The following is a 13,042-nucleotide window of genomic DNA, read 5'->3' as shown; positions in this document are numbered from 1 at the left end:
AGCAAAAATCCCATGTCAATTATTCTGACATGGGATGTTAAGAAAAATATCATTAAAAAAGCAGATCTTTTTCGAGCATTCGGTCGAGAGCTGTAAGAACGCCTACCTTAACATGAGAAAAAGTCAGTCCCCCCTGCACAAATCCGAGGAACGGCGCACGCAGCGGTCCATCTGCGGACAGCTCGATACTCGCACCCTGAATGAAGGTTCCCGCTGCCATAATCACATGATCCGCATAGCCGGGCATTTCACTCGGTTCAGGGCGAACATGGGAATCGACCGGAGAGGCCTTCTGTATTCCTTCACAAAAAGCAATCAGTCGCTCTGCCGTACCAAATTCCACAGATTGGATTAAGTCTGTTCTAGGCTCATTCCATTTAGGATTGGTACGAAAACCTAATAATTCAAGCATTGCTGCTGTGAAGGTTGCCCCTTTTAGCGCTTCCCCGACGACATGTGGCGCAAGGAAAAATCCTTGATACATCTCATGTAAGGAATAAAGCGAGGCCCCTCCCTCCGCTCCGATTCCAGGTGCCGCCATACGGTAGGAAGCCAACCTCACCAAATCTTCACGTCCAACAATATAGCCTCCTGTTTTGGCTAGTCCGCCGCCAGGGTTCTTAATCAAGGAGCCAGCCATAATGTCAGCACCCACCTGCGTGGGTTCAAGCGCCTCTGTAAATTCCCCATAGCAGTTGTCGACAAACACATGGATATCGGGTTTAATCTCTTTAACAAAGCTGATCATCTGTTTTAAATGATTAATAGTAAACGACGGCCGGTCCGCGTAACCCCTTGAGCGTTGGATGCCAATCACTTTTGTTTTCTCAGAAATAGAGCTGGCAATCAACTCGAAGTTAACTTCCCCTGTTTCCGTAAGCGGTATTGCCTGATAATCAATTTGATAATCCTTTAGCGATCCCTGTCCAGTTCCCCGTACCCCGATCACCTCTTCCAAGGTATCATAAGGGGCACCGGTAATATACATCAGTTCATCCCCAGGACGAAGCAATCCGAATAGACAAATGGAAATGGCATGTGTTCCGGATACAATTTGCGGCCGTACGAGGGCAGCTTCCCCTCCGAAAACCTTCGCATAAATTGCTTCCAGGGTGCTCCGGCCGACATCATCATAACCATATCCTGTGGAAGGGGCAAAATGGAATTCGGTCACTTCTGCCTCTTGAAATGCCCGCAATACCTTGAACTGATTATAATCCGCCATCGCCTCAATTTCTTTTAATCGGCTTTCAATCATGGCCTCTGCCTTTTCCACATAAGGCTTTAACTTTTCACCAAACTTTAACATTGAATACATATGTTATGCTCCTAGCTGTTCACGATTCTCATCTACTTAGATTAAAAATGCCTCGATTTCTGCTTTATGTCTGCCGAAATCCTCATCAGACAAGCGCACCTGCACCTCCCAGAATTCCTCTAACTCCCTCTTCTCAATCAATTCACCAAGCCTGTGTAGCCTGGACATGATCTCCGCCTCTTGATAGGGAATTCTCATCGTGTATACCTTGGAATGTGCAAAAAGGATCGCTTCCATTTTATCAACCAACTGTTGAATCCCTGCTCCTGTTGCGGCAGAGACGGCGACCCCATCAGTACCAAGATAAGGCATAATCTCCAGAAGATCTGTTTTATTGTAAACCTTAAGGGTAGGCCGATCAAGTGCATCCAATTCCTCCAATACATCTTCTACCGTTTGGATTTGCTCGTCACGGTTCGCACTCGAACTATCAATCACATGTAGCAGCAGATCCGCCTGGACCGTCTCTTCCAACGTGCTCCGAAAGGCTGTCACCAATTTATGTGGAAGGTTTTGAATAAAACCAACCGTGTCGGACAACAAGAACTCCCATCCCGATTCCAATTCCAGCTTTCTCGTGGTCGTATCGAGCGTCTTAAACAACTTATTCTCTGCTTCCACTTGCTCCACCGCGCTATTGCCCAGGATAGAATACATCTTATTAAAAAGGGATGATTTCCCCGCATTCGTGTACCCGACTAGCGAAACGACAGGGATGCCTGTGCGTTTTCGCTGCGCCCGGTGCAATTCACGGGTCCGCTGTACGGTTTCCATGTGGGACTTAATCTCATCGATCCTTCTGCGAATATGACGGCGGTCCATTTCTAACTTTTGCTCCCCCGCCCCCCTGCTGCCAATACCTCCTCCCTGCCGGCTTAGTTCCATCCCTTTCCCAGTCAAACGAGGAAGTTTATACTGCAGTCGTGCCAATTCTACCTGTAGGATCCCTTCTCTACTTTTTGCCCGCAGTGCAAAAATATCGAGAATGAGTGCGGTTCGATCAATAATTTTCGTATCCAATAGATTCTCTAAGTTTCTCTGTTGAATGGGTGAAAGTTCTCCATCAAAAATAATCAGATCAGGTGTTAACTCTTCAATTGCTGCCTTCAGTTCATCAACCTTCCCTTTTCCGATATACGTCACCCGGTCTGCACTCGGCCTTTTTTGCGTCAGAGTCGCAATGACTTCTGCTCCCGCCGTATCCGCCAGACTTTCCAGTTCTTTTAAGGAAGTGTAAAAAACCTCATCCGTCAAGTTTGAATGCTGTAATCCGACAAGTATGGCTCGTTCTTTTTCTTGTTCCAAATTTATCGCCCTGCCCTTCGATTCCCTTAAAGCCAAAAGATGGGAATATGCTTATTTATTATAATGCTCTTTTTCTAGTGGTTCAACGTATCAGGGTAGCAAGATTCAAGCAAAGTTCCCATCTTGCAAAGCCCAACATAATCATGTTATTGTCAGATGGAAATGGATTTAAAATGGGGCGAACAAATGGAACATTTCGTAAACCTAATTAATACACAATTACTTCCCCAGATTCAAATTACCAGTTTACATTCAACGGAACCTCTTGTTGTAGAAAAAATCCCTTCCCCTTGGAAGTTGTGCGGGATCGGAAATTATGCAGCTGTTTTATATCATCCGGAATACCCCGGGTGGGTGGTCAAAATTTATGCCCCGGGTAGACCTGGAATAACCGAGGAAATAGAGGTCTATCGTCGTTTAGGGGACCACCCTGCCTATTCCAAGTGCTATTATCACCAGGAGAATTTCCTAGTTCTTAAACGCCTATATGGAACCACATTATATAATTGTATGCATGAAGGCCTTCGGATTCCCAGGCAAGTGATTCTTGATATTGACCAAGCACTTGACTATGCTCGTACAAAAGGTTTAAACCCGCACGACGTACATGGGAAAAATGTGATGATGAAAGATGGGCGGGGTTATGTGGTAGACGTATCGGATTTCTACAAACAGGAGTATTGCTCTAAATGGAAGGATCTTAAAAAAGCCTATTTTAAGATCTATCTTCCCTTCTTCTATCACTTTCCTGTTCCTGTCCCCTATTTTGTACTAAACCTAGTGCGGAAGTGCTACCGAAAATACAAAAAATATTTTTTCTCCTCCTAACAGCCCTCTCGAAACTAAGCAAAAGAGAAGCCATTATTCTGGCTTCTCTTTCCCCTCCAAAACATCCTGCAATTCCTCATGTATTAGCTGTCGATCTTCTTTCGGTATGACGGTTTGCAGTTCTGCACTGTCCCAATAGACATTTGGTGTTTCCAGTGTTTGGATCCCATCAAGACTGAAATTCCGCAAGCTGAGGAAAAGACTTTTCAACTCATCTTTGCTCAGGTCTGTGCGGATATGGTCGGCCATCGCATCCATCACATCAAACAGCTTAGTCGCCCCTTTAAAGGAAGTTAATTCAGAAGCAATCGCTTTAATTGCTTCTTTCTGTCTACGGTTGCGATCAAAGTCACTAGAGTAAAAATTTTCTCCTCGATCATCTTTTCGATGACGTACCCAATTGAGGGCATTTTGCCCGTTTAGGTGCTGCCGTCCTGCACGGAGGTTAATATGTGTCCCATCGTTCGGGTCGTTGTAAATCATATCCCGCTCCACATCAACGGTAATGCCGCCTACCGCATCGACAATTGCTTTAAAGCTTTCGAAATCGACGACGACAAAACGGTCAATCGGGATATCAAAAACATCCTCCGCCATCTGCTTGGCCAGCATGGAGCCATCAACAGTCGGCTGTTTTCCTTCTGCTTCCTCCTGTTTTCGTAAATGTTCACCTAGATTAAAAGCCTCGTTCGCCTTGGCTCGATGATCAATTTCAGGAAAATACACTTTTGTATCACGCGGAATAGAAGCCATAGAAGCTTTTCCATTTTTCTTATCAATGGTCGCAACAATCATCACATCGGTAAGGTTCGTCCCTGTTTCCGGACGATAATCCCGACCAAGGATCAACACCGAAAAGGTGTCCTTTTCCTCTTCTTGTTCTGCTTCCGCCTGAACCGTCTTAACCGCCCCAGCACTCTTCGAAACTTGAACCTTTTCTGTAGATGGAATAACCATTTCGTCAAAAGCCTGGTCAATCCGCCATGATGCATAACCAACAGCACTAATTCCTATAATCAAAGAAAATATGAGGGCATTAAAAATAAGAAAACGCAACCTTTTCTTCTTTCTTCTTCTTCGTCTCGGTATGTTTTGTCCTGGTCTCGTTGGCGTGGGCATGGTCATACTTTTCCTTTCTTTTCAACTTTTTCCTGCTTATTCAACCTTACCTTATTCCTCCTTTCCCTATCAACCCCTAATTTTACAAAAATAGATTTGATTCGACACAAATGAAAACCGGGAGAAAGTTTTCAAGATTTCACCCGGTTCCTATCTATTCGTCTTCGTTACCACAATCCGGAGGATGATTCACAATGCAAGTCATCGGAACCAATGGTGATCAAATCCTCTTTACTTGGGTTCGTCTTCTGAATTAATCGGACCGCTTGATAGCGGATCGATTTCTCAATAATATTGCGCACATGTCGAGCATTACTAAACCGGCGATGGGGATGGTGCATCTGGTTTTGCAGATGTTTCCTTAGTTTTTGTCTGGCATAAGAGGAGAGCTGATATTCCCGTTGTTCAAGCATCATCTCGGCAATTTGCATCAGTTCATCCAAACGATAATCAGGAAAAGAGACCTGGATTGGAAAACGGGATGGGAGCCCTGGATTCGAATTTAAAAATTCGTCCATTTCGTTGGAGTAACCAGCAAGAATAAGGACAAAATCCGTCTTATAATCCTCCAACCCTTTGACGAGGGTTTGAATTACTATGCGGATGGGTAGAATTTTGCCCATCATTTTCTGGTTTCCACCTAGTCACAATTTGTATAGTATCTTCATTCAAAATGACTTTGCTCACTAAAATCTGAACCAACTTCCTTTTGGTTTCAATAGTCAGGTCTGATAAAGTACTTTGATACTTTTTAATTGTTTCCTTTATTCTTCCCAAATCGTTTTGCTTTTCTTTGGCACGATTCTTTGTATTACGTATAAATTCAAGTTCAACTTCGAGTTGTTGTACTTCCCCATTAAGTGGCTTTAAATTTCCCTCTAATTCTGTTTCTGTAATTAAATCCTTCACAAACAATTGTTGGTATTTTTTACGCTCTTTTTGTTTTTTCTCAATTACTCTTAAGAGATTTTCTTCCTTTAAATTCAATTCCTCAAGTTTATTAATATCATCTTGTTGGTCAAGAATTTCTTTAATAATTTGATCTGGATTTTGTATATATTGCTTTAAATATTTCCAAACGTAATCATCAATTACGTCCTGCCTCCAATTCCGCCCGCGGCAAACATTAACTGCTTCACCTGTTCCGGTTCGAAACCCCTTCTTGGCTTTATTTACACATGTATAGTAAAATAACGTCCCGTTTTTCAAACGACTTGGCGGTCCTGCAACAAGTGCTCCACCACATCTTCCGCAGCGACAAATTCCTTTGAGAATATAATTCTGTGTTTCTCGACCCCTATTTTTTTTAATTAAATTTCTTAGTTTAATTTGAACTTTATTAAAATCATCTTCACTAATGTAGCGCGGAATTTCAATTTCTAGCCATTCCTCTCTAGGTTTCTCGACAATTATTTTTTTTCCTTTCTGTTGAACAATCTCTGTTTTTCCATAATAAAATTTACCTAAATAAATATCATTATGGAGTATCCTACTTACAGTAGTCTGATACCATATTGGTCCCTTAGGGCCTGGAACATCTTGTTTACAAAGCTCTATAGCTATCTTAGTACACGTCATTTCTTCTCCGTCTTTTCCATTTATCATCCAGTCAACCATTTTTAAATATACTTCTTTTTCATATGGATCCTCCACAAGGGTATCAAGATCCTTATCATACTTATACCCATAAACCCGGTTTATTCCTGGAATTTTTCCGTTTTTAATCATTTGTTTTCTTCCACGTTTGGAATTAGCAAGTATTTTTGCTTTATTGTATTGTGCAATTGAGCCCTGTATATTGTACATTAACATAGACTCCGGGTTATTTGGATCCACCTGAAATTCTACAAATTCGAGATCACAACCTGCATTCCAAACACGTTGAGTAATCTCTGTTTGTAACGCCAAGTACCTACTCAATCGGTCTGGATGAAGAATAACTAATTTCCTACCAACGCTGTTTTCTAAAAGATATAAAACATGATTCAACCCAGGTCGATCCGGGTTATCTCCCTGCTCTCCAGGCTCGATAACGACCATTAGTTGGCATTCAGTATAATTAAACTTCTCCTTTGCATGTTTAATACACCTTTCCATCTGTGATTCTAAGGAATATCCATGAATCGCTTGATCAGCTGTAGATACACGAACATAAATAATGGCCTTAATTTGTTCAACTAAGACCATTAATTCATCATTAGGATATTTAATAGAGCCTTGAACTTTTTTAATCATTTGAACACCCCTAGCATATCATTATTACAATTAGCCATTGTTGTCCTTTTTTAAGCTTTCGTAATCTAACCTTTGGGAAATTTTCAATACTTCTGTAATCCATTCCTTAATTTTGGGTTGCAGTTCTTCTAATGTTGGTCCGTTATTCGGATGGATTTCAAGTATGCTGAATTTATTTCTAGACCTTTTCATTAGATCCCCTCCCTTGATACATCAATATGGGAAAATGGGGTAGTCCTATGCGATTTTTTACTTAAGGATGAATGATTATCATCCTAGGTTTTCACTTCCTAATAAAAGGGATTAAGACCAATCTCAAGATTGGTTCTTATACTCTGTTTCTTCTTTGACATCTTGTTCTTGAATTCAAAAAACAAGACTTGCCTCATATAATTTTCTTCGGGCATAACGGAGGCAGTCAGCGGGAGACGTTTTCTTTCCGATTGATTGAATTTTTTATGTGTTTTAACTCGCTTATAACTTTTGAGTCCGACTCTGCGAAAGTCGGGCTTTTTCTTTGTCCGATTAATTTTACTTTCTGGTAATCCTTCAGAATAATCTCCTGTTTATTGAGCTAAAGACACCCGATAGCGGAATAAATAAAGTCCTGACAAACCGTTAATGGATGAACTGAAAACATATGCTTCATAATAAGATCAGAAAAAATTCTAATTCTCTGTGAGGGTAAATATGTTCCATTTAAAGGGCAAGAACGATGATAATCAGCCTAAAAAGACAGTTATTGCTTTAGATGCCTTGAAAACGAGCTTGGCAAACCTCGATGACGCAGAGTTCGTTGAACAAAGAACTGCTCTTGATCAACCAATAACACTGATCTATATCAATACTTTAATTGACAAAGAACGCCTAAATGAATCGATTATAGAACCATTGATCCAGTGTTCTTCTGACAACATGGACCAATGCTTTACTAACGCTAAAATCAACAAAATTACAACTTTAGAGGATGCAAAAAAAAATCTCATGCTTGGCTCCATTGTTTTTAACAACCCAAAGGATAGTCATTGGTGGACTATTCAGTTGGAGAAGCCATTAAGCCGGTCCATAGAGCAATCTGTCACGGAAACCGTTATCTATGGGGCAAAAGACAGTTTCAGTGAACAGATTGACGACAATATTACCCTGATCCGCAGGCGATTACCTTTGACGGAATTAAAGACAGAGAAGTTTCATATTGGGTATTTAAGTCAAACACAGGTCATCTTGATATACATCGAAGGGTTGACGAATCCTGAATTTATTTCAGAGGCTAGAAACAAAATTTCTACCATCAATTATGATCAGTTCCTGGATTCTTCACAAGTCGCAGCATTCATGGATGACCATCCTCATAGCATTTTTCCGCAGTTTCTGCAGACGGATCGCCCGGATGCGTGCACATACGCCTTGGGAGAAGGGAAAGTAGCTATCTTAGTAAACAATACTCCCTTTGCCCTGCTTGCTCCCATTACATTTTTCCATCTATTCCAGTCTCCTGAGGATTACTTTCTCCGCTGGAGCATTGCCAGTTTCTTGCGTCTAATCCGGTATATAAGCTTTGTAATTTCTTTAGTATTAATCCCTCTTTATGTAGCGTTGACCACTCATCATTATCAGATGATTCCGCTGCAGATGCTATACGTTCTATTGGAGTCAAGAAGTAAGCTGCCTTTTTCTCCTTTTTGGGAGGCCTTGATGATGCTCGTCATTCTTGAAATTATCAAAGAAGCCAGTTTGCGAATGCCCACGAAGACCAGTCAAACGCTTGGAGTCATTGGCGGCATTGTAATTGGACAGGCTGCTGTTGAAGCTGGATTTGCAAGCAAAATATTGATTGTCCTCATGGGCATCTCCGCTATCGCCTTCTTTTTGGTTCCGAATTATCTCATGACCAAAGCGAATGTCTTAATCCAATTTGGTTTTCTGGTCTTGGCGTGGGGACTTGGGATAGTGGGTATCACTTTCGGCACGATCCTCATCCTGGCTCACTTGAATCGGCTAACGTCACTTAAACAGCCTTATTTTGCACCTGTCGCCCCCTTTTACGGCAGAGATTGGATTGACCTTTTCATACGCGGTCCGCTAAACCATATCAAAACTCGCCCAGAATATTTGCGTCCACTTCAAAAATGGAGATATAAGCAAAGGAGATGATTGCATGACATCCTTCTCTTTATATGACAAAACCACTTCCTTTGGTAGTGTGTATACCGTGTTTATCATGAACCGAATACAAGTACTTTACTTCCTTTTGATCATGCCCAGTTTTTTAGTTCATCCTTATATGATATGGGGGATTTTAACTGTCGGATTACTCTCACAAATCAACTTATTCCTATTGTCAAAATGGTTTCATTCTCGGTATGCAGGAGGATATCAGGGATTTGTAGACCTTTTGGGTGATAAACCGGTTCGGATCCTTGCTTTTTTGAGCTTGGGTTTGCTATTCATTAAAATTGCTGTCCTAACCCTTGGAATAGGTGAAATTGTATACCAATATATTTTCCCATCCATGAACTCCAATTGGTTTGTCCTTTTTATCTTTTTAATCTGTTATTATATCGCTAGCCAAGGAATGGAAAAAACTATTCAATTTGTCGTCATCGTATTTTTCAGTACATTTTGGATCCTTATTGCCTTTATCCCTTTTTTCTTTCCGCCAACAGCTGCCATTCATGATTTATATCCGTTATTTCCAACAGAGTGGTCGAGAGATTCTTGGAGGGGAATATTGTTCATCGGGTCAGCCTTTTCAGGTCCAGAATTATTAGTGTTTTTAGCTCCTTGGCTTAAACCCAAACAAACGATATTGAAGTCCTTTACGATAGCGAATATGATTTCAACTATGGAATATTTGTTGTTATTTATAGCTTCGCTCTTCTTTTTTGGCTCTACCTACTTGAATAAAATCAAATTCCCGGTGATTGACATGATCCGGTACCTGCAATCTCCTTTTTTTGAACGAATTGAGATTATCTTAATCTCCATCCATCTGGTTGTACTTGTATTTTGGCTTTCAATCTTCCTTTTGTATTTTTATGGCGCTGCCCGTGTTGTAGTTGGAACAGCAACTAAAAAGACGACAAGACTCGGTTTTTTGATTAGTTGGTTTATGATTGTCAGCGGTGTGATGATCGTTAATGAATGGTTCTGGAAGTCAGGAGATAAACAAATCCTTTTGCTGAACCTCCAAATATGGTTTGGGGCATTCACGTATCTGTTTGTTCCAGTCTCCCTCCTAGCCGTGATGAAATGGAAGGGACGCCTCTCATGAAGCAGTTGCAGCGCATGCTTATTATTGGATTAATAGGTATTTTGGGGATGACAGCTTGCTCTCCTTTTGTGGAAAACAATACGATCGAGGAAATCGCTCCCGTTATTTTTTGGTATATAAAAGAAACCGGGGATGGAAAATTAAAAATCAGCACGCTTGCTCCCCCGCTTGTGAAAGAACAAAAACGGCTTTTAACCCAAGAAGTACATCTGCTAAAGCAGGGCGGCAAGGAATTTAATTTGAATTATTATCGTGAGTTGAAAAACGGACAACTTCGAATGCTGCTCTTGGACGAGAAAATTTCCAAAAAAGGCATACGTCAACTCGTCAACACCGTGCTGACAGACCCTGCTATTTCTCAACGTCTTTATCTAGTTATCGTGACTGGAGATCTTGATGATTACATCAATTATCAGCTAACGAAGCAGCCAGATTTGGATTATTTTCTTTATCGCATGTTCAAGCACTACGAAAAGCAAGGAGACATCAATATCGTAAATCTTCATCAATTTATGAAAAAGCTATACTCTCCCTATGCAGATCCCGTCCTGCCCATTTTTAAAGCAAACCATGATAATTTTTCCTATGAAGGTACGGCATTATTTAAAGATGATCGACTCATCAATTCCATTCAGAAAAGGCAAGACCAGATATTCCAGTTAATCAGCAACAACTACTATCTTAAAACACTTGCGCTTCCATCCTTATCCGTATCTCTGGGAAAAGTCCGGTCAAAGGTTGAAATGGCATTGAATCATGACTATTCCATCCTTACGATGAAAGTCAAACTAGAAGGCAGGATTGAGGAATATCTCGGAGGAAAAAATATACGTGATCGAAATCAATTTGCTGACCTCAAGAGAGATATCATATCGTACTTAGAAGCTCAGTCGAGGGACTTGTTAAAGGATCTTCAGAAATCGAAAGTGGATCCCTTGCAAATTGGGACACTAACCCTTACCCCTTTTTCAAGACCAATGAGTGAACAAGAATGGTTTCGACATTGGGAAAAGATGCAGATTAAAGTAGTTTATGAGCTTGACATCCAGCCATTGACAAAAGTAATGAGATGAGATAGTCACAAATTGCGCATAACTGCCCAAAAGGAGCCTTAAGCATGTGGCTCCTTAACTATCGTTAACCGTCGTAGAACAACTTTTTATTTGACCTGATTTATTTCAATAACGAAGCCTTTGAATGATACTAGAAATGAGTATAGGCTGTAGATAACTAAATAGGAGTAAACGGGTGCCCTTTTCTTCACTCTGCTGTAGTTAATGGGAAAGTGATATCGACGCTAGTCCCCTTTCCTAACTCACTATGAAATTCCATTTCTCCCCTATGTTCCTTGACAATTTTAGAACACACCATTAATCCTAAACCGGTGCCCTTTTCTTTTAGAGAATAGAACGGTTGACCTAGATAAGGAATTCTTTCTGGCGCTATTCCTTCCCCTCGATCCGTGATAGAGATATTTATTTCATTAGAATTTTCACGGTAAATACTAATTTTAACTATGCCCCCGTTCGGCATAGCCTCTATCGCGTTTTTTAACAAGTTTATAAATACTTGTTTGATTTGATTTGCTTCACAAAACAATAGGGGTAAATCAGGCTCGATTTTCGTGATAATTTCAATATCATTCATAATAGCTTGAGAATTAATAAGTGGTAAAACTTGTTCTAGCAGCGACTTCAGGTCATTGTGTTGAAAATGCACCAAATGAGGCTTGGCCAACATAAGAAACTCGTTTGTGATCAACTCGATTCGCTCCAGTTCCGAATACATGAGGTCCGCATACATGGGATCTGGGAAATCAGCCTTCATAAACTGCAAGAAACCTTTTAGCGTGGTTAATGGATTCCTTATTTCGTGGGCAACTCCTGACGCAAGTTCCCCCACTATTGATAGTTTTTCCGATTTGATCAAAAGTTTCTCTTCCTGTTTTCGTTCTGAAATATCACGGCTAATTATTACTAAACCTTCAATGGAAGAATTTCTTTTATATATCGGCATAATGTTTGCCTCTAAATATACCCAATCTCCTATTTTGTTCCGAACTCGACATTGGACTTTGGCAGCTTGTTTTCTTTCCAATGCGTCAACCACCATTATTTGGTTATCCGGATGAACCGTTTTGATTAGTTGGCCCTCACCATTTAGGTCATTTAACCTATATCCCAAGTACTTTTCGCAGGATGGTGAACAATAAGTAACCCTCATTTGTTCATTTAGGACAAGTATGAAATCGGAAGTGTTTTCTGCAATCATACGATACTTTGATTCAAATAAGCTTACTCGACGAAGATATGATATTAGATAAAAGCCTATTCCCCCGCCTATCCAAATAGCTAGGATATAATCTCTATACAGAGATAAAATGTTGACGGACTTGTCCTGAATAGTGATGACATAAGCAATATAGAGATTTGTTATGCTTACTGCTGTTAACATCAACAACATCTTAATCCAATTTCTAAGTTTAAATATTGCAATAAAAGCACAAAATCCAGCAGTAACAAAAAGGGTCAACTGAACAAGTAATAATTGTATATGAAATTCATCATATATCAGCAATCTTCCGGAATACACGATAATAGTAGCGATTAACGCAGAAGCCCAACCACCATATAAGGCTGCAAACACAATGGGTAAATAACGTAAATCTATGTAGATCCCTGTAGAAATGGGAAAATGAAATAATAGTAATAACAGACCTACAATACCGTTTGCAATACCATAATAGATACGTTCCTTTATGCTGGAATAAATCGAGAGGTTTATATCCTTAAAAAGTTGATGGATAACAAAATACGCACAAACAAGAATGGTGATATTGATGAATAGTTCGCGAATCATTTATAAATACCTCTTTGCAAGATAGTGACCAAACAATACTAATAGTATAATAATTTTAAAAATAATGTAAACATAATAATACAATTTATCATCGAATTATTCTT

Annotated in this window: 11 protein-coding genes; 4 read left to right on the top strand and 7 right to left on the bottom strand. The window is 40.3% G+C overall.

Features of this window, described 5'->3' with window-relative positions:
• Nucleotides 1-52: 52 nt before the first annotated feature.
• Nucleotides 53-1,318: a methionine gamma-lyase family protein gene (locus J2Z37_RS17975; RefSeq protein ID WP_209811681.1), complete on the bottom strand. Its 1,266-nt coding sequence runs from the start codon at nt 1,316-1,318 to the stop codon at nt 53-55.
• A gap of 36 nt (nt 1,319-1,354) precedes the next feature.
• Nucleotides 1,355-2,623: a GTPase HflX gene (hflX, locus tag J2Z37_RS17970; RefSeq protein WP_245203901.1), complete on the bottom strand. Its 1,269-nt coding sequence runs from the start codon at nt 2,621-2,623 to the stop codon at nt 1,355-1,357.
• A 186-nt stretch (nt 2,624-2,809) separates the two neighbouring features.
• On the opposite strand from hflX, the gene J2Z37_RS17965 reads away from it, so the two are divergent.
• Nucleotides 2,810-3,451 carry a serine/threonine protein kinase gene (locus J2Z37_RS17965; RefSeq protein ID WP_209811720.1) on the top strand — a complete coding sequence of 214 codons (642 nt, stop codon included), beginning with the start codon at nt 2,810-2,812 and terminating at the stop codon, nt 3,449-3,451.
• A gap of 33 nt (nt 3,452-3,484) precedes the next feature.
• Here the strand turns inward: J2Z37_RS17965 and J2Z37_RS17960 are convergent, their stop codons facing one another.
• From J2Z37_RS17960 to J2Z37_RS17945, 4 genes are all read right to left on the bottom strand, one after another.
• Nucleotides 3,485-4,471 carry an LCP family protein gene (locus J2Z37_RS17960; protein WP_209811680.1) on the bottom strand — a complete coding sequence of 329 codons (987 nt, stop codon included), beginning with the start codon at nt 4,469-4,471 and terminating at the stop codon, nt 3,485-3,487.
• A 266-nt stretch (nt 4,472-4,737) separates the two neighbouring features.
• Nucleotides 4,738-5,088: a stage V sporulation protein K gene (locus J2Z37_RS17955; RefSeq protein ID WP_209811679.1), complete on the bottom strand. Its 351-nt coding sequence runs from the start codon at nt 5,086-5,088 to the stop codon at nt 4,738-4,740.
• A 40-nt stretch (nt 5,089-5,128) separates the two neighbouring features.
• Nucleotides 5,129-6,805 carry a recombinase family protein gene (locus J2Z37_RS17950; RefSeq protein ID WP_209811678.1) on the bottom strand — a complete coding sequence of 559 codons (1,677 nt, stop codon included), beginning with the start codon at nt 6,803-6,805 and terminating at the stop codon, nt 5,129-5,131.
• Nucleotides 6,806-6,835: 30 nt separating this feature from the next.
• Nucleotides 6,836-6,997 carry a hypothetical protein gene (locus J2Z37_RS17945; protein WP_209811677.1) on the bottom strand — a complete coding sequence of 54 codons (162 nt, stop codon included), beginning with the start codon at nt 6,995-6,997 and terminating at the stop codon, nt 6,836-6,838.
• Between the two features lie 498 nt (nt 6,998-7,495).
• Here J2Z37_RS17945 and J2Z37_RS17940 point away from each other — a divergent pair, with 498 nt between their 5' ends.
• From J2Z37_RS17940 to J2Z37_RS17930, 3 genes are all read left to right on the top strand, one after another.
• A complete protein-coding gene (locus J2Z37_RS17940; protein ID WP_209811676.1) occupies nt 7,496-8,959 on the top strand; it encodes a spore germination protein in 1,464 nt (487 codons plus the stop codon).
• A 184-nt stretch (nt 8,960-9,143) separates the two neighbouring features.
• Nucleotides 9,144-10,079, top strand: coding sequence for a GerAB/ArcD/ProY family transporter (locus tag J2Z37_RS17935; RefSeq protein WP_245203900.1), 936 nt, complete (start codon nt 9,144-9,146; stop codon nt 10,077-10,079).
• The gene (locus tag J2Z37_RS17930) at nt 10,076-11,152 is read left to right on the top strand and encodes a Ger(x)C family spore germination protein (RefSeq protein WP_209811674.1); all 1,077 of its coding nucleotides are present in this window, start codon (nt 10,076-10,078) and stop codon (nt 11,150-11,152) included. Before J2Z37_RS17935 ends, J2Z37_RS17930 begins: the two co-directional genes overlap by 4 nt.
• 187 nt (nt 11,153-11,339) lie before the next feature.
• Here J2Z37_RS17930 and J2Z37_RS17925 read toward each other — a convergent pair whose 3' ends face one another.
• On the bottom strand, nt 11,340-12,938 hold the full coding sequence (locus J2Z37_RS17925) for an ATP-binding protein (protein ID WP_209811673.1): 1,599 nt from the start codon (nt 12,936-12,938) through the stop codon (nt 11,340-11,342).
• Nucleotides 12,939-13,042 lie beyond the last annotated feature (104 nt).

Source organism: Ammoniphilus resinae (assembly GCF_017873965.1).
Classification (GTDB): domain Bacteria; phylum Bacillota; class Bacilli; order Aneurinibacillales; family RAOX-1; genus Ammoniphilus_A; species Ammoniphilus_A resinae.
This window is presented reverse-complemented; position numbering and strand designations above follow the sequence as displayed.